The following is a 17,924-nucleotide window of genomic DNA, read 5'->3' as shown; positions in this document are numbered from 1 at the left end:
TACGCAGTTGCCCAAGATTTGGGCGCAATCGGACATCAACCCATGAGTGGACTCAAACAAGAACTGGGGCTGGCCCAGGGCATCGGCCTGCTATCGACGTCATTATTAGGCACTGGCGTGTTTGCCGTTCCTGCGTTAGCTGCACTGGTAGCAGGCAATACCAGCCTGTGGGCGTGGCCCGTTTTGATTATCTTAGTGTTCCCGATTGCAATTGTGTTTGCGATTCTGGGTCGCCACTATCCCAGTGCAGGCGGCGTCGCACACTTCGTCGGTATGGCGTTTGGTTCGCGGCTTGAGCGAGTCACCGGCTGGTTATTTTTATCGGTCATTCCCGTGGGTTTGCCTGCCGCGCTACAAATTGCTGCCGGGTTCGGCCAGGCGATGTTTGGCTGGCATAGCTGGCAACTGTTGTTAGCAGAACTCGGTACGCTGGCGTTGGTGTGGTATATCGGTACTCGCGGTGCCAATTCCAGTGCTAATCTACAAACAGTTATTGCCGGACTTATCGTCGCGCTGATTGTCGCTATCTGGTGGGCGGGTGATATCCAACCTGCGAATATCCCCTTCCCTGCACCTGGTAATATCGAACTTACCGGGTTATTTGCTGCGTTATCAGTGATGTTCTGGTGCTTTGTCGGTCTGGAAGCATTTGCCCATCTTGCCTCGGAATTTAAAAATCCAGAGCGTGATTTTCCTCGCGCGTTGATGATTGGTCTGCTGCTGGCAGGATTAGTCTACTGGGGCTGTACGGTAGTCGTCTTACACTTCGACGCCTACGGTGAAAAAATGGCAGCGGCAGCATCGCTTCCAAAAATTGTGGTGCAGCTGTTCGGTGTAGGGGCGTTATGGATTGCCTGCGTGATTGGCTATCTGGCCTGCTTTGCCAGTCTCAACATTTATATACAGAGTTTCGCCCGCCTGGTCTGGTCACAAGCGCAACATAATCCTGACCACTACCTGGCACGCCTCTCTTCTCGTCATATTCCGCGTAATGCCCTCAATGCGGTGCTCGGCTGCTGCGTGGTGAGCACGTTGGTGATTCATGCTTTAGAGATCAATCTGGACGCACTTATCATCTATGCCAATGGCATCTTTATTATGATTTATCTGTTATGCATGCTGGCAGGCTGTAAATTATTGCAAGGACGTTATCGACTACTGGCGGTGGTTGGCGGGCTGTTATGCGTTCTGTTACTGGCAATGGTCGGCTGGAAAAGTCTCTATGCGCTGATCATGCTGGCGGGGTTATGGCTGTTTCTGCCAAAACGAAAAACGCCGGAAAATGGCATAACCACATAATCCGGCGTTTCGGCATTAATCCTGGCGATCGTCTTTATGATCAAGGCGGTCGCGCTCATCATCCTTTCGCTGGTACTCACCATCAAAAGTATTACCGCCACCGGTCCCGGCGCTAAAACCGCCGCCTGGCATGCGAGAAAAGCGCAAATGCGGCATCAACTTCACCGTCAGATGCTTTTGCACCGGCGGTAATAAAAGCAGAAGGCCGAGGAAGTCGGTGAAAAAGCCCGGTAATAAAAGCAGCAAACCGGCAATGATCAGCGAAACACTTTTAATCATCTCCGCCGCTGGGTTTTCACCTGCCGCCATTTTTTGCTGCATCAGCACGAAATTCTTAAAGCCCTGGTTACGTACCAGTGACATACCGATAACTGACGTGAATATAACCAGCACGAGGGTCAGCAATACCCCCAATACATGGGCAACCTGAATAAAGATTGAAATCTCAATATAGACATAAAGGAAAATGGCAATAAAAGGTAACCAGCGCAAAGGTTTCTCCTGTAATAGCAGCCGGTTAAACCCGGCTACCTGAATGGGTTGCGAATCGCGTTCAGCTTATATTGTGGTCATTAGCAAAATTTCAAGATGTTTGCGCAACTATTTTTGGTAGTAATCCCAAAGCGGTGATCTATTTCACAAATTAATAATTAAGGGGTAAAAACCGACACTTAAAGTGATCCAGATTACGGTAGAAATCCTCAAGCAGCATATGATCTCGGGTATTCGGTCGATGCAGGGGATAATCGTCGGTCGAAAAACATTCGAAACCACATATATTCTGTGTGTTTAAAGCAAATCATTGGCAGCTTGAAAAAGAAGGTTCACATGTCAAACAACATTCGTATCGAAGAAGATCTGTTGGGTACCAGGGAAGTTCCAGCTGATGCCTACTATGGTGTTCACACTCTGAGAGCGATTGAAAACTTCTATATCAGCAACAACAAAATCAGTGATATTCCTGAATTTGTTCGCGGTATGGTAATGGTTAAAAAAGCCGCAGCTATGGCAAACAAAGAGCTGCAAACCATTCCTAAAAGTGTAGCGAATGCCATCATTGCCGCATGTGATGAAGTCCTGAACAACGGAAAATGCATGGATCAGTTCCCGGTAGACGTCTACCAGGGCGGCGCAGGTACTTCCGTAAACATGAACACCAACGAAGTGCTGGCCAATATCGGTCTGGAACTGATGGGTCACCAGAAAGGTGAATATCAGTACCTGAACCCGAACGACCATGTTAACAAATGTCAGTCCACTAACGACGCCTACCCGACCGGTTTCCGTATCGCAGTTTACTCTTCCCTGATTAAGCTGGTAGATGCGATTAACCAACTGCGTGAAGGCTTTGAACGTAAAGCTGTCGAATTCCAGGACATCCTGAAAATGGGTCGTACCCAGCTGCAGGACGCAGTACCGATGACCCTCGGTCAGGAATTCCGCGCTTTCAGCATCCTGCTGAAAGAAGAAGTGAAAAATATTCAACGTACCGCTGAGCTGCTGCTGGAAGTTAACCTTGGCGCAACAGCAATCGGTACTGGTCTGAACACGCCGAAAGAGTACTCTCCGCTGGCAGTGAAAAAACTGGCTGAAGTCACTGGCTTCCCATGCGTACCGGCTGAAGACTTGATCGAAGCGACCTCTGACTGCGGCGCTTATGTTATGGTTCACGGCGCGCTGAAACGCCTGGCTGTGAAGATGTCCAAAATCTGTAACGACCTGCGCTTGCTCTCTTCTGGCCCACGTGCCGGCCTGAACGAGATCAACCTGCCGGAACTGCAGGCGGGCTCTTCCATCATGCCAGCTAAAGTAAACCCGGTTGTTCCGGAAGTGGTTAACCAGGTATGCTTCAAAGTCATCGGTAACGACACCACTGTTACCATGGCAGCAGAAGCAGGTCAGCTGCAGTTGAACGTTATGGAGCCGGTCATTGGCCAGGCCATGTTCGAATCCGTTCACATTCTGACCAACGCTTGCTACAACCTGCTGGAAAAATGCATTAACGGCATCACGGCTAACAAAGAAGTGTGCGAAGGTTACGTTTACAACTCTATCGGTATCGTTACTTACCTGAACCCGTTCATCGGTCACCACAACGGTGACATCGTGGGTAAAATCTGTGCCGAAACCGGTAAGAGTGTACGTGAAGTCGTTCTGGAACGCGGTCTGTTGACTGAAGCGGAACTTGACGATATTTTCTCCGTACAGAATCTGATGCACCCGGCTTACAAAGCAAAACGCTATACTGATGAAAGCGAACAGTAATCGTACAGGGTAGTACAAATAAAGAAGGCACGTCAGATGACGTGCCTTTTTTCTTGTGAGCAGTAACTTAAAAATAACAACCTAATATCAACTTGTTAAAAAACAAGGAAGGCTAATATGCTAGTTGTAGAACTCATCATAGTTTTGCTGGCGATCTTCTTGGGCGCCAGATTGGGGGGAATAGGTATTGGTTTTGCAGGCGGATTGGGGGTACTGGTTCTTGCCGCTATTGGCGTAAAACCTGGTAACATCCCGTTCGATGTCATTTCCATTATCATGGCGGTTATCGCCGCTATTTCTGCCATGCAGGTTGCTGGCGGTCTGGACTATCTGGTTCATCAGACAGAAAAGCTGCTGCGCCGTAACCCGAAATACATCACGATCCTCGCACCGATCGTGACCTATTTCCTGACTATCTTTGCTGGTACTGGCAACATCTCTCTGGCGACACTGCCAGTTATCGCTGAAGTTGCGAAGGAACAAGGCGTTAAACCTTGCCGTCCGCTGTCTACTGCAGTGGTATCCGCGCAGATTGCGATCACCGCATCGCCAATCTCAGCGGCCGTGGTTTACATGTCTTCCGTAATGGAAGGTCATGGCATCAGCTACCTCCATCTGCTCTCCGTGGTCATCCCGTCCACCCTGCTGGCGGTTCTGGTGATGTCCTTCCTGGTCACTATGCTGTTCAACTCCAAACTCTCTGACGATCCGATTTATCGCAAACGTCTGGAAGAGGGCCTGGTTGAACTGCGCGGTGAAAAGCAGATTGAAATCAAATCCGGTGCAAAAACTTCCGTCTGGCTGTTCCTGCTGGGCGTAGTTGGCGTGGTTATCTATGCAATCATCAACAGCCCGAGCATGGGCCTGGTTGAGAAACCGCTGATGAACACCACTAACGCAATCCTGATCATCATGCTCAGCGTTGCAACTCTGACCACCGTTATCTGTAAAGTTGATACCGACAACATCCTCAACTCCAGCACCTTCAAAGCAGGTATGAGCGCCTGTATTTGTATCCTGGGTGTTGCGTGGCTGGGCGATACTTTCGTTTCCAACAACATCGACTGGATCAAAGATACCGCTGGTGAAGTGATTCAGGGTCATCCGTGGCTGCTGGCCGTCATCTTCTTCTTTGCTTCTGCTCTGCTGTACTCTCAGGCTGCAACCGCAAAAGCACTGATGCCGATGGCTCTGGCACTGAACGTTTCTCCGCTGACCGCTGTTGCTTCTTTCGCTGCGGTGTCTGGTCTGTTCATTCTGCCGACCTACCCGACGCTGGTTGCTGCGGTTCAGATGGATGACACGGGTACTACCCGTATCGGTAAATTCGTCTTCAACCATCCGTTCTTCATCCCGGGTACTCTGGGTGTTGCCCTGGCCGTTTGCTTCGGCTTCTTGCTGGGTAGCTTCATGCTGTAATGACCAATCGCGGGGCTTCAGGCCCCGCTTTCTTTCCCGCCGACTAACATCCTTCCCCCGTCCGTTGTATAGTGACCTCTCTCTTGCGGTTCCATCTGTTCTTGCGAGGTGTTTATGCTTGATGAAAAAAGTTCGAATACCGCGTCTGTCGTGGTGCTATGTACGGCACCGGATGAAGCGACAGCCCAGGATTTAGCCGCCAAAGTGCTGGCGGAAAAACTGGCGGCCTGCGCGACCTTGATCCCCGGCGCTACCTCTCTCTATTACTGGGAAGGTAAGCTGGAGCAAGAATACGAAGTGCAGATGATTTTAAAAACTACCGTATCTCTCCAGCAGGCACTGCTGGAATGCCTGAAGTCTCATCATCCATATCAAACCCCGGAACTTCTGGTTTTACCTGTTACACACGGAGACACAGATTACCTCTCATGGCTCAACGCATCTTTACGCTGATCCTGCTACTTTGCAGCACTTCCGTTTTTGCCGGATTATTCGACGCGCCGGGACGTTCACAATTTGTCCCCGCGGATCAAGCCTTTGCTTTTGATTTTCAGCAAAACCAACATGACCTGAATCTGACCTGGCAGATCAAAGACGGTTACTACCTCTACCGTAAACAGGTCCGCATTACGCCGGAACACGCGAAAATTGCCGACGTGCAGCTGCCGCAAGGCGTCTGGCATGAAGATGAGTTTTACGGCAAAAGCGAGATTTACCGCGATCGGCTGACGCTTCCCGTAACCATCAACCAGGCGAGTGCGGGAGCGACGTTAACTGTCACCTACCAGGGCTGTGCTGATGCTGGTTTCTGTTATCCGCCAGAAACCAAAACCGTTCCGTTAAGCGAAGTGGTCGCCAACAACGCAGCGTCACAGCTTGTGTCTGTTCCGCAGCAAGAGCAGCCCACCGCGCAATTGCCCTTTTCCGCGCTCTGGGCGTTGTTGATCGGTATTGGTATCGCCTTTACGCCATGCGTGCTGCCAATGTACCCACTGATTTCTGGCATCGTGCTGGGCGGTAAACAGCGGCTCTCCACTGCCAGAGCATTGTTGCTGACCTTTATTTATGTGCAGGGGATGGCGCTGACTTACACTGCACTGGGTCTGGTGGTTGCCGCCGCAGGGTTACAGTTCCAGGCGGCGCTACAGCACCCATACGTGCTCATTGGCCTCGCTATCGTCTTTACCTTGCTGGCGATGTCAATGTTTGGCTTGTTTACCCTGCAACTCCCCTCTTCGCTGCAAACGCGCCTCACGCTGATGAGCAATCGCCAACAGGGCGGCTCACCTGGCGGTGTATTTGTTATGGGGGCGATTGCCGGACTGATCTGTTCACCATGCACCACCGCACCGCTTAGCGCGATTCTGCTGTATATCGCCCAAAGCGGGAACATGTGGCTGGGCGGCGGCACGCTTTATCTCTATGCGTTGGGCATGGGCCTGCCGCTGATGCTAATTACCGTCTTTGGTAACCGCTTGCTGCCGAAAAGCGGCCCGTGGATGGAACAAGTCAAAACCGCGTTTGGTTTTGTGATCCTCGCACTGCCGGTCTTCCTGCTGGAGCGAGTGATTGGTGATATATGGGGATTACGCTTGTGGTCGGCGCTTGGTGTCGCATTCTTTGGCTGGGCCTTTATCACCAGCCTACAGGCCAAACGCGGCTGGATGAGCGTAGTGCAAATAATTCTGCTGGCAGCAGCATTGGTTAGCGTGCGCCCACTTCAGGATTGGGCATTTGGTGCGACGCATACCGCGCAAACTCAGACGCATCTCAACTTTACACAAATCAAAACGGTAGATGAGTTAAATCAGGCGCTCGTTGAAGCCAAAGGCAAACCAGTGATGTTAGATCTCTATGCCGACTGGTGCGTCGCCTGTAAAGAGTTTGAGAAATACACCTTCAGCGACCCGCAGGTGCAAAAAGCGTTAGCAGACACGGTATTACTTCAGGCCAACGTCACTGCCAACGACGCCCAAGATGTGGCGCTGTTAAAGCATCTTAATGTCCTTGGCCTACCGACAATTCTCTTTTTTGACGGACAAGGCCAGGAGCATCCACAAGCACGCGTCACGGGCTTTATGGATGCTGAAACCTTCAGTGCACATTTGCGCGATCGCCAACCGTGAACGACACTTGCAGTGGGAAAGACGGAGGAAAATAGCGTGCAACGTGAAGATGTACTGGGAGAAGCCCTGAAATTATTAGAATTACAAGGGATTGCCAACACCACGCTGGAGATGGTTGCTGAACGTGTGGATTATCCACTGGACGAGCTACGCCGCTTCTGGCCAGACAAAGAGGCAATCCTCTATGATGCGCTGCGCTATCTTAGCCAACAGATAGATGTCTGGCGTCGTCAGCTGATGCTGGACGAAACGCAAACCGCCGAACAAAAGCTGCTGGCACGTTATCAGGCGTTATCGGAGTGCGTTAAAAACAACCGCTATCCGGGCTGTCTGTTTATCGCTGCCTGTACGTTTTATCCCGATCCTGGCCACCCTATTCATCAACTGGCCGATCAGCAAAAAAGCGCGGCCTACGATTTCACCCACGAACTGTTAACCACGCTGGAAGTTGACGATCCGGCGATGGTAGCAAAGCAGATGGAACTGGTGCTGGAAGGCTGTTTAAGCCGAATGCTGGTGAATCGTAGCCACGCGGATGTCGACACCGCACATCGGCTGGCAGAAGATATCCTGCGCTTCGCTCGCTGCCGCCAGGGTGGCGCACTGACCTGACAGAAACACAGAAAAGAAGCGATTTGCCGCAATCTTAAGCAGTTGAATCGCTTTTACTGAAATTAGGTTGACGAGATGTGCAGATTACGGTTTAATGCGCCCCGTTGCCCGGATAGCTCAGTCGGTAGAGCAGGGGATTGAAAATCCCCGTGTCCTTGGTTCGATTCCGAGTCCGGGCACCAAATTCATATAAACGGACCTCCACGGAGGTCCGTTTTTCGTTTCAGGACGCCATGTGATTTAAGCGTTCTGCCTTCAAATCATTTCTAACAATCTCAACCAAATTTTCCCACATCGCCAGCATGTTGCGGGTATACCCCAGCTCTGGGAAATTTATCCCTAAGCTATGAATGACTCTCACGAAATGTCGTGCGGCTGCGTGATGCAGTTGAAAATCAAATGATGTCATCAAGAGCTTAACGGTATCGTTGCCGATGACATATATAAAGCACAACATCGGGCAGAACGCCGACTGATGAGATTTTCTGAATGAGAACAAAGAGAAATGTATCAGTCCGCTTGCTCATGCAAAGACTAACAATCCATTAAAATAGTAAGCGCTCCGGGCAATTTTCCATAGATTATTTTCTGCACATTTTTCTTTGGCAAAGATGATGAATAATGATGGTAAGGTAAATTACTTCTGGTGCTCATTAAACTCCTTTCGTAATACTATGTAATCAAGAAGTTTATGGCGGGTAAAAATAACGTCTTACATTCACCAATAATATGTAAATAAACCCATCTATAGATGGTAAAAATAGGTCATGGCAATTATCATTGCATCATTCCCTTTTCGAATGAGTTTCTATTATGCAACAACCTGTAGTTCGCGTTGGCGAATGGCTTGTTACTCCGTCCATAAACCAAATTAGCCGCAATGGGCGTCAACTTACCCTTGAGCCGAGATTAATCGATCTTCTGGTTTTCTTTGCTCAACACAGTGGCGAAGTACTTAGCAGGGATGAACTTATCGATAATGTCTGGAAGAGAAGTATTGTCACCAATCACGTTGTGACGCAGAGTATCTCAGAACTACGTAAGTCATTAAAAGATAATGATGAAGATAGTCCTGTCTATATCGCTACTGTACCAAAGCGCGGCTATAAATTAATGGTGCCGGTTATCTGGTACAGCGAAGAAGAGGGAGAGGAAATAATGCTATCTTCGCCTCCCCCTATACCAGAGGCGGTTCCTGACACAGATTCTCCCTCCCAAAGTCTTAACATTCAAAACACCGCAACACCACCTGAACAATCCACAGTTAAAAGCAAACGATTCACTACCTTTTGGGTATGGTTTTTTTTCCTGTTGTCGTTAGGTATCTGTGTAGCACTGGTAGCGTTTTCAAGTCTTGATACACGTCTTCCTATGAGCAAATCGCGTATTTTGCTCAATCCACGCGATATTGACATTAATATGGTAAATAAAAGTTGTAACAGCTGGAGTTCCCCGTATCAGCTCTCTTACGCGATAGGCGTGGGTGATTTGGTGGCGACATCACTTAACACCTTCTCCACCTTTATGGTGCATGACAAAATCAACTACAACATTGATGAACCGAGCAGTTCCGGTAAAACATTATCTATTGCGTTTGTTAATCAGCGCCAATACCGTGCTCAACAATGCTTTATGTCGGTAAAATTGGTAGACAATGCAGATGGTTCAACCATGCTGGATAAACGTTATGTCATCACTAACGGTAATCAGCTGGCGATTCAAAATGATTTACTGGAGAGTTTATCAAAAGCGTTAAACCAACCGTGGCCACAACGAATGCAGGAGATGCTCCAGCAAATTTTGCCGCATCGTGGTGCGTTATTAACTAATTTTTATCAGGCTCATGATTATTTACTGCATGGCGATGATAAATCATTGAACCGTGCCAGTGAATTACTAGGTGAGATTGTTCAATCATCCCCAGAATTTACCTACGCAAGAGCAGAAAAAGCATTAGTTGATATCGTGCGCCATTCTCAACATCCTTTAGATGAAAAACAATTAGCAGCACTGAATACAGAAATAGATAACATTGTTACACTGCCGGAATTGAACAACCTGTCCATTATATATCAAATAAAAGCGGTCAGTGCTCTGGTAAAAGGTAAAACAGATGAGTCTTACCAGTCGATAAATACTGGCATTGATCTTGAAATGTCCTGGCTAAATTATGTGTTGCTTGGCAAGGTTTATGAAATGAAGGGGATGAACCGGGAAGCAACTGATGCATATCTCACCGCCTTTAATTTACGCCCAGGGGCAAACACCCTTTACTGGATTGAAAATGGTATATTCCAGACTTCTGTTCCTTATGTTGTACCTTATCTCGACAAATTTCTCGCTTCAGAATAAGTGACTCCCGGGTTGACTCATGCTCGGGAATATTTGTTGTTGATTTTTTGTATGTTATTGTTGGTATAATATGTTGCGGCAATTTATTTGTCGCATATTTTTTATAACAGAAATTTAACCGAAAAACATTTCTTAATTCATTGTAAATATTGAATGTTTATCTTTTCATGATATCAACTTGCGATCCTGATGTGTTAATAAAAAACCTCAAGTTCTCACTTACAGAAACTTTTGTGTTATTTCACCTAATCTTTAGGATTAATCTTTTTTTTTGAGTAATCTTGTCGCCAGTTTGGTCTGGTCAGTAAATAGTTACGCATCATGACCCGGACTCCAAATTCAAAAATGAAATTAGGAGAAGAGCATGAGTTCTGCCAAGAAGATCGGGCTATTTGCCTGTACCGGTGTTGTTGCCGGTAATATGATGGGGAGCGGCATTGCATTATTGCCTGCGAACCTTGCAAGTATCGGTGGTATTGCTATCTGGGGTTGGATTATCTCTATTATTGGTGCAATGTCGTTGGCTTATGTATATGCCCGACTGGCAACAAAAAACCCGCAACAAGGTGGCCCAATTGCTTATGCCGGAGAAATTTCTCCTGCATTTGGTTTTCAGACAGGTGTTCTTTATTACCATGCTAACTGGATTGGTAACCTGGCGATTGGTATTACCGCTGTATCTTATCTTTCCACCTTCTTCCCTGTATTAAATGATCCTGTTCCGGCGGGTATCGCTTGTATTGCTATCGTCTGGGTATTTACCTTTGTAAATATGCTCGGCGGTACCTGGGTAAGCCGTTTAACCACTATTGGTCTGGTGCTGGTTCTTATTCCTGTAGTTATGACTGCTATTGTTGGCTGGCATTGGTTTGATGCTGCAACTTATGCTGCTAACTGGAATACCGCAGGTACTACTGATGGTCATGCGATCATTAAAAGTATTCTGCTCTGCCTGTGGGCCTTCGTGGGTGTTGAATCCGCAGCGGTAAGTACTGGTATGGTTAAAAACCCGAAACGTACCGTTCCGCTGGCAACCATGCTGGGTACTGGTTTAGCAGGTATTGTTTACATCGCTGCGACTCAGGTGCTTTCCGGTATGTATCCGTCTTCTGTAATGGCAGGCTCCGGTGCTCCGTTTGCAATCAGTGCTTCAACTATCCTCGGTAACTGGGCTGCGCCGATGGTTTCTGCATTCACCGCTTTTGCGTGCCTGACTTCTCTGGGTTCCTGGATGATGCTGGTAGGTCAGGCAGGTGTACGTGCCGCTAACGACGGTAACTTCCCGAAAGTTTATGGTGAAGTCGACAGCAACGGTATTCCGAAAAAAGGTCTGCTGCTGGCTGCAGTGAAAATGACTGCCCTGATGATCCTCATCACTCTGATGAACTCTGCCGGTGGTAAAGCATCTGACCTGTTCGGTGAACTGACCGGTATCGCAGTACTGCTGACTATGCTGCCGTACTTCTACTCTTGCGTTGACCTGATTCGTTTTGAAGGCGTTAACATCCGCAACTTTGTCAGCCTGATCTGCTCTGTACTGGGTTGCGTGTTCTGCTTCATCGCGCTGATGGGCGCAAGCTCCTTCGAGCTGGCAGGTACCTTCATCGTCAGCCTGATTATCCTGATGTTCTACGCTCGCAAAATGCACGAGCGCCAGAGCCACTCAATGGATAACCACACAGCGTCTAACGCACATTAATTAAAAGTATTTTCCGAGGCTCCTCCTTTCATTTTGTCCCATGTGTTGGGAGGGGCCTTTTTTACCTGGAGATATGACTATGAACGTTATTGCAATATTGAATCACATGGGGGTTTATTTTAAAGAAGAACCCATCCGTGAACTTCATCGCGCGCTTGAACGTCTGAACTTCCAGATTGTTTACCCGAATGACCGTGACGACTTATTAAAACTGATCGAAAACAATGCGCGTCTGTGCGGTGTTATTTTTGACTGGGATAAATATAATCTCGAGCTGTGCGAAGAAATTAGCAAAATGAACGAGAACCTGCCGTTGTACGCGTTCGCTAATACGTATTCCACTCTCGATGTCAGCCTGAATGACCTGCGTTTACAGATTAGCTTCTTTGAATATGCGCTGGGTGCTGCTGATGATATTGCTAACAAGATCAAGCAGACCACTGACGAATATATCAACACTATTCTGCCTCCGCTGACCAAAGCACTGTTTAAATATGTTCGTGAAGGTAAATATACTTTCTGTACTCCTGGTCACATGGGCGGTACTGCATTCCAGAAAAGCCCGGTAGGTAGCCTGTTCTATGATTTCTTTGGTCCGAACACCATGAAATCTGATATTTCCATTTCAGTATCTGAATTGGGTTCTCTGCTGGATCACAGCGGTCCGCACAAAGAAGCAGAACAGTACATCGCTCGCGTATTTAACGCAGATCGCAGCTACATGGTGACCAACGGTACTTCCACTGCGAACAAGATTGTTGGTATGTACTCTGCTCCGGCAGGCAGCACCATTCTGATTGACCGTAACTGCCACAAATCGCTAACCCACCTGATGATGATGAGCGATGTTACGCCAATCTATTTCCGCCCGACCCGTAACGCTTACGGTATTCTTGGTGGTATCCCACAGAGTGAATTCCAGCACGCTACCATTGCTAAGCGCGTGAAAGAAACACCAAACGCGACCTGGCCGGTACATGCCGTAATTACTAACTCTACCTATGATGGTCTGCTGTACAACACCGACTTCATCAAGAAAACACTGGATGTAAAATCCATCCACTTTGACTCCGCGTGGGTGCCTTACACCAACTTTTCACCGATTTACGAAGGTAAATGCGGTATGAGCGGTGGCCGTGTAGAAGGGAAAGTGATTTACGAAACCCAGTCTACTCACAAACTGCTGGCGGCGTTCTCTCAGGCTTCCATGATCCACGTTAAAGGTGATGTAAACGAAGAAACCTTTAACGAAGCCTACATGATGCACACCACCACTTCTCCGCACTACGGTATCGTGGCGTCCACTGAAACCGCTGCGGCGATGATGAAAGGTAATGCTGGTAAGCGTCTGATCAACGGTTCCATTGAACGTGCGATCAAGTTCCGTAAAGAGATCAAACGCCTGAGAACGGAATCTGATGGCTGGTTCTTTGATGTATGGCAGCCGGATCATATCGATACCACTGAATGCTGGCCGCTGCGTTCTGACAGCTCCTGGCACGGCTTCAAGAACATCGACAATGAGCACATGTATCTTGACCCGATTAAAGTCACCCTGCTGACCCCGGGGATGGAAAAAGACGGCACCATGAGCGACTTTGGTATTCCGGCCAGCATCGTGGCGAAATACCTCGACGAACATGGCATCGTTGTTGAGAAAACCGGCCCGTATAACCTGCTGTTCCTGTTCAGCATCGGTATTGATAAGACCAAAGCATTGAGCCTGCTGCGTGCTCTGACTGACTTCAAACGTGCGTTCGACCTGAACCTGCGTGTGAAAAACATGCTGCCGTCTCTGTATCGTGAAGATCCTGAATTCTATGAAGATATGCGTATTCAGGAACTGGCTCAGAATATCCACAAACTGATTGTTCACCACAATCTGCCGGATCTGATGTATCGCGCATTTGAAGTGCTGCCGACAATGGTAATGACTCCGTATGCTGCATTCCAGAAAGAGCTGCACGGTATGACCGAAGAAGTTTACCTCGACGAAATGGTAGGTCGTATTAACGCCAATATGATCCTTCCGTATCCGCCGGGAGTTCCTCTGGTAATGCCGGGTGAAATGATCACCGAAGAAAGCCGTCCGGTGCTGGAGTTCCTGCAGATGCTGTGTGAAATCGGCGCTCACTATCCGGGCTTTGAAACCGATATTCACGGTGCATACCGTCAGGCTGATGGTCGCTATACCGTTAAGGTATTGAAAGACGAAAGCAAAAAATAATTAGCTCGTACAAGGGAAGTGGCTTGCCACTTCCCTTTTTTGCTCATAAGGAGAACACATGAAAACACCCTCACAGCCGCGCGCGATATACTATATCGTGGCGATCCAAATCTGGGAGTACTTCAGTTTTTACGGCATGCGTGCCTTACTCATTCTCTACCTCACCCATCAGCTTGGTTTTGATGATAACCATGCCATCAGTCTGTTCAGCGCATATGCTTCTCTGGTTTACGTTACCCCTATTCTCGGCGGCTGGCTTGCCGACCGCCTGCTCGGCAACCGCACTGCAGTGATTGCCGGCGCGCTGTTAATGACCCTTGGCCATGTGGTGCTGGGCATTGATACAAATTCAACCTTTAGCCTGTATCTGGCGCTGGCAATCATTATTTGTGGCTACGGTTTATTCAAATCGAACATCAGCTGTTTGCTTGGCGAGCTCTATGCCCCTGACGATCATCGACGTGATGGCGGTTTTTCGCTGCTGTATGCTGCGGGCAATATCGGTTCTATCGCAGCCCCCATCGCCTGCGGTCTGGCTGCTCAGTGGTATGGATGGCATGTTGGCTTTGCCCTTGCGGGTGGTGGCATGTTTATCGGTTTGTTGATTTTCTTAAGCGGTCATCGTCATTTCCAGTCAACGCGTAGTATGGATAAAAAAGCGCTCACTCGCGTGAAATTTGCCTTACCGGTATGGAGCTGGTTAGTGGTGATGCTCTGTTTAGCCCCAGTATTTTTTACCCTACTGCTGGAGAACGACTGGTCCGGATATTTGCTGGCGATCGTTTGCCTTATTGCTGCACAAATCATTGCCCGCATGATGATCAAATACCCCGAACACCGTCGTGCTCTTTGGCAAATAGTATTGTTGATGCTTGTCGGAACGTTGTTCTGGGTACTGGCACAACAGGGCGGCAGCACCATCAGCTTGTTTATCGATCGCTTTGTGAATCGTCAGGCATTCAATATTGAAGTGCCGACTGCGCTATTCCAGTCAGTGAATGCGATTGCAGTGATGCTCGCTGGGGTTGTTCTGGCCTGGCTGGCGTCGCCAGAAAGCCGCGGCAATTCAGCATTGCGCGTCTGGCTGAAGTTTGCCTTTGGCTTACTGCTGATGGCTTGTGGCTTTATGTTGCTGGCATTTGATGCCCGACATGCAGCAGCTGGCGGTCAAGCGTCAATGGGCGTGATGATATCCGGGCTGGCGCTAATGGGCTTTGCCGAACTCTTTATTGACCCGGTGGCGATTGCGCAAATCACGCGTCTGAAAATGTCTGGCGTATTAACCGGTATTTATATGCTGGCAACAGGCGCGGTCGCCAACTGGCTGGCAGGCGTCGTGGCACAGCAGACGACAGAGTCGCAAATTAGCGGAATGGCAATTGCAGCTTACCAGCGATTCTTTTCTCAGATGGGAGAGTGGACGTTGGCTTGTGTCGCGATCATCGTGGTATTGGCCTTTGCTACCCGTTTTCTGTTTAGCACGCCGACGAATATGATACAGGAGAGCAACGATTAACTGTCGTAAAAACAATTTGTTATGAATAAATTAACTTTCAGTTTATCACACTAGCAAATCGAGATTAATAAGTCATTTAAACCATTTTTATGGTTATTTATTAGTGATATCAACTTGAGGTAAGCGTTAGTTTCGATAAGATAAACTGAGTTATTAATAGTCGAGGCAGATAATACAGTGTACCGATCTGTCTCTTTATCTACGCTAAATTGAAAGCTGGATTTAGAGGAACCAAAATGTCTGAACGAGAAACACGGGGAGCCAATGAGGCTATTGATTTTAACGATGAACTGAGAAATCGCCGCGAAAAACTGGCGGCACTGCGTCAGCAAGGTGTGGCGTTTCCTAATGATTTTCGCCGCGACCATACCTCTGACCAGTTGCACGAAGAGTTTGATGCGAAGGATAACCAGGAACTGGAATCCTTAAACATTGAAGTCTCGGTTGCTGGCCGAATGATGACCCGTCGTATCATGGGGAAAGCCTCCTTTGTAACGTTGCAGGATGTCGGTGGCCGTATTCAACTGTATGTTGCACGAGATAGCCTGCCAGAAGGTGTTTATAACGATCAGTTTAAAAAATGGGACCTCGGCGACATTATCGGTGCCCGCGGTACGCTGTTTAAGACGCAAACGGGTGAGCTTTCCATTCACTGTACTGAGTTACGCCTGCTGACTAAGGCACTGCGTCCATTGCCGGATAAATTCCATGGCTTACAGGATCAGGAAGTCCGTTATCGTCAACGTTATCTGGACCTCATCGCTAACGATAAATCCCGTCAAACGTTTGTTGTCCGTTCAAAAATTCTGGCCGCTATCCGTCAGTTCATGGTCGCTCGCGGTTTTATGGAAGTAGAAACCCCAATGATGCAGGTAATTCCAGGTGGGGCATCTGCTCGCCCGTTTATTACCCATCATAATGCTCTGGATTTGGATATGTACCTGCGTATTGCGCCGGAGCTATATCTGAAACGTCTGGTTGTAGGTGGTTTTGAACGGGTATTCGAAATCAACCGTAACTTCCGTAATGAAGGTATTTCTGTTCGTCATAATCCTGAGTTCACGATGATGGAACTCTACATGGCGTATGCGGATTACCACGATTTGATTGAACTGACGGAATCACTGTTCCGCACTCTGGCACAAGAGGTACTGGGTACCACTAAAGTCACTTATGGCGAGCATGTGTTTGATTTCGGCAAACCGTTTGAAAAACTCACCATGCGCGAAGCAATCAAAAAATATCGTCCAGAAACCGATATGGCGGACCTGGATAATTTTGATGCTGCTAAAGCATTAGCTGAATCTATCGGAATTACGGTAGAGAAAAGCTGGGGGCTGGGACGTATTGTCACGGAGATCTTTGATGAAGTGGCAGAAGCACATCTGATTCAGCCAACCTTTATTACGGAATATCCGGCAGAAGTGTCACCGCTGGCGCGCCGTAATGATGTTAACCCGGAAATCACCGACCGTTTTGAATTCTTCATCGGTGGTCGTGAAATTGGTAATGGTTTTAGCGAATTAAACGACGCAGAAGATCAGGCGGAACGTTTCCAGGAACAGGTTAACGCTAAAGCTGCAGGTGACGACGAAGCCATGTTCTATGACGAAGATTACGTGACTGCGCTGGAATATGGTCTGCCGCCAACCGCGGGTCTGGGTATTGGTATCGACCGAATGATTATGCTGTTTACTAACAGTCATACTATTCGCGACGTTATTCTCTTCCCGGCGATGCGTCCACAGAAATAAATTTCATTTTAACGAACGAAGCAGTCAGACGACTGCTTCGTTCGTCGTTCCACAAATCCAGTTTCGAGGAGAGACGCTTCGTTTCAAGATAACCAGCGGGTCCACTCAACTACAGCTCCTAAAAGAGAGAAAAAAGTAATGCCACAGGCAGGCTCATTGGCCAGGTTATTCCGACCAGAAATGCACTAAGTAAACGAATATGTGTTTTCTCATGTGAGATAAACCAGATAATGACAAAGGATATGTTCACACCAATCACATAAAAAATTAATATTTTAGAGAATAGTGCCATTTTTTATGTTCTTCTTATCCTTCCTGACTACTTGTAAAACTGACGGAAATAGTCATCAACTGTCATAATGTTGAGGTCAAAATCAATATCCGGTAAGTCTAAGCATTTGAGCCTGATTAAATCTTCGATTTCACTTGCGGCTAACGATGTCGTTATTGCGAAGGAATTTTCATTCAATTGTCGTGGTATCCCATATTCATCAGCCACGATAGAGGAGAAATTCATATCATACATCAATGATCTTAACCTTAAGAACACTGAGGAATAAGATGATGGATAATCAAAAGAAACAACATAAGTATTGAACTTGTTTTTACCTTCCATAATATGACTCCTATCAATATTAAACGATCTGGGGACGCA

14 protein-coding genes and 1 tRNA gene are annotated in these 17,924 nt (G+C 47.8%); 12 read left to right on the top strand and 3 right to left on the bottom strand.

Features of this window, described 5'->3' with window-relative positions:
• Nucleotides 1-42 precede the first annotated feature (42 nt).
• Complete coding sequence (gene yjeH / locus QUF14_RS25055) at nt 43-1,299, top strand: L-methionine/branched-chain amino acid transporter (RefSeq protein ID WP_000015862.1); 1,257 nt, start codon at nt 43-45, stop codon at nt 1,297-1,299.
• 15 nt (nt 1,300-1,314) lie between these two features.
• Here yjeH and QUF14_RS25050 read toward each other — a convergent pair whose 3' ends face one another.
• Entirely contained in the window at nt 1,315-1,791 is a 477-nt protein-coding gene (locus tag QUF14_RS25050; RefSeq protein WP_001267448.1) for an FxsA family protein, read from the bottom strand.
• A gap of 336 nt (nt 1,792-2,127) precedes the next feature.
• Here QUF14_RS25050 and aspA point away from each other — a divergent pair, with 336 nt between their 5' ends.
• The 11 genes from aspA to lysS all read left to right on the top strand — a co-directional run bounded on the left by aspA (nt 2,128) and on the right by lysS (nt 17,269).
• The gene (gene aspA / locus QUF14_RS25045) at nt 2,128-3,564 is read left to right on the top strand and encodes an aspartate ammonia-lyase (RefSeq protein WP_000069437.1); all 1,437 of its coding nucleotides are present in this window, start codon (nt 2,128-2,130) and stop codon (nt 3,562-3,564) included.
• 117 nt (nt 3,565-3,681) lie between these two features.
• The gene (gene dcuA / locus QUF14_RS25040; RefSeq protein ID WP_000961957.1) at nt 3,682-4,983 is read left to right on the top strand and encodes an anaerobic C4-dicarboxylate transporter DcuA; all 1,302 of its coding nucleotides are present in this window, start codon (nt 3,682-3,684) and stop codon (nt 4,981-4,983) included.
• Nucleotides 4,984-5,097: 114 nt separating this feature from the next.
• Entirely contained in the window at nt 5,098-5,436 is a 339-nt protein-coding gene (cutA, locus tag QUF14_RS25035) for a divalent cation tolerance protein CutA (RefSeq protein ID WP_000883405.1), read from the top strand.
• On the top strand, nt 5,412-7,109 hold the full coding sequence (gene dsbD, locus QUF14_RS25030; RefSeq protein WP_032185730.1) for a protein-disulfide reductase DsbD: 1,698 nt from the start codon (nt 5,412-5,414) through the stop codon (nt 7,107-7,109). Before cutA ends, dsbD begins: the two co-directional genes overlap by 25 nt.
• 36 nt (nt 7,110-7,145) lie before the next feature.
• Nucleotides 7,146-7,721: a transcriptional regulator gene (locus QUF14_RS25025; RefSeq protein WP_001317578.1), complete on the top strand. Its 576-nt coding sequence runs from the start codon at nt 7,146-7,148 to the stop codon at nt 7,719-7,721.
• 106 nt (nt 7,722-7,827) lie between these two features.
• Nucleotides 7,828-7,903, top strand: a tRNA-Phe gene (locus QUF14_RS25020).
• A 631-nt stretch (nt 7,904-8,534) separates the two neighbouring features.
• Nucleotides 8,535-10,073 (top strand): lysine decarboxylation/transport transcriptional activator CadC, encoded by a 1,539-nt coding sequence (cadC, locus tag QUF14_RS25010; RefSeq protein ID WP_100733635.1) that lies wholly within the window; start codon nt 8,535-8,537, stop codon nt 10,071-10,073.
• A gap of 364 nt (nt 10,074-10,437) precedes the next feature.
• Entirely contained in the window at nt 10,438-11,772 is a 1,335-nt protein-coding gene (gene cadB, locus QUF14_RS25005; protein WP_000092915.1) for a cadaverine/lysine antiporter, read from the top strand.
• Nucleotides 11,773-11,851: 79 nt separating this feature from the next.
• Entirely contained in the window at nt 11,852-13,999 is a 2,148-nt protein-coding gene (gene cadA, locus QUF14_RS25000; protein ID WP_001353520.1) for a lysine decarboxylase CadA, read from the top strand.
• Nucleotides 14,000-14,057: 58 nt separating this feature from the next.
• Nucleotides 14,058-15,515 (top strand): dipeptide/tripeptide permease DtpC, encoded by a 1,458-nt coding sequence (gene dtpC / locus QUF14_RS24995; RefSeq protein WP_000856811.1) that lies wholly within the window; start codon nt 14,058-14,060, stop codon nt 15,513-15,515.
• 236 nt (nt 15,516-15,751) lie between these two features.
• Nucleotides 15,752-17,269, top strand: coding sequence for a lysine--tRNA ligase (gene lysS / locus QUF14_RS24990; RefSeq protein WP_000003806.1), 1,518 nt, complete (start codon nt 15,752-15,754; stop codon nt 17,267-17,269).
• 118 nt (nt 17,270-17,387) lie between these two features.
• On the opposite strand, the gene ghoT is transcribed toward lysS, so the two are convergent.
• Entirely contained in the window at nt 17,388-17,561 is a 174-nt protein-coding gene (ghoT, locus tag QUF14_RS24985; protein WP_001173343.1) for a type V toxin-antitoxin system toxin GhoT, read from the bottom strand.
• A gap of 27 nt (nt 17,562-17,588) precedes the next feature.
• Nucleotides 17,589-17,885, bottom strand: coding sequence for a type V toxin-antitoxin system endoribonuclease antitoxin GhoS (gene ghoS, locus QUF14_RS24980; RefSeq protein WP_000398619.1), 297 nt, complete (start codon nt 17,883-17,885; stop codon nt 17,589-17,591).
• Nucleotides 17,886-17,924: the final 39 nt, after the last annotated feature.

It is taken from the genome of Escherichia sp. HH091_1A (assembly GCF_030295175.1).
Lineage (GTDB): Bacteria > Pseudomonadota > Gammaproteobacteria > Enterobacterales > Enterobacteriaceae > Escherichia > Escherichia coli_F.
The sequence above is the reverse complement of the archived record's forward strand: the minus strand, read 5'-3'. Positions and strand labels throughout refer to the sequence as shown.

Coding starts and splice junctions, on each gene's coding strand:
- yjeH (WP_000015862.1), top strand. CDS start 43: ATGAGTGGACTCAAACAAGAACTGGGGCTGGCCCAGGGCATCGGCCTG.
- aspA (WP_000069437.1), top strand. CDS start 2,128: ATGTCAAACAACATTCGTATCGAAGAAGATCTGTTGGGTACCAGGGAA.
- dcuA (WP_000961957.1), top strand. CDS start 3,682: ATGCTAGTTGTAGAACTCATCATAGTTTTGCTGGCGATCTTCTTGGGC.
- cutA (WP_000883405.1), top strand. CDS start 5,098: ATGCTTGATGAAAAAAGTTCGAATACCGCGTCTGTCGTGGTGCTATGT.
- dsbD (WP_032185730.1), top strand. CDS start 5,412: ATGGCTCAACGCATCTTTACGCTGATCCTGCTACTTTGCAGCACTTCC.
- cadC (WP_100733635.1), top strand. CDS start 8,535: ATGCAACAACCTGTAGTTCGCGTTGGCGAATGGCTTGTTACTCCGTCC.
- cadB (WP_000092915.1), top strand. CDS start 10,438: ATGAGTTCTGCCAAGAAGATCGGGCTATTTGCCTGTACCGGTGTTGTT.
- cadA (WP_001353520.1), top strand. CDS start 11,852: ATGAACGTTATTGCAATATTGAATCACATGGGGGTTTATTTTAAAGAA.
- dtpC (WP_000856811.1), top strand. CDS start 14,058: ATGAAAACACCCTCACAGCCGCGCGCGATATACTATATCGTGGCGATC.
- lysS (WP_000003806.1), top strand. CDS start 15,752: ATGTCTGAACGAGAAACACGGGGAGCCAATGAGGCTATTGATTTTAAC.
- ghoT (WP_001173343.1), bottom strand. CDS start 17,561: ATGGCACTATTCTCTAAAATATTAATTTTTTATGTGATTGGTGTGAAC.
- ghoS (WP_000398619.1), bottom strand. CDS start 17,885: ATGGAAGGTAAAAACAAGTTCAATACTTATGTTGTTTCTTTTGATTAT.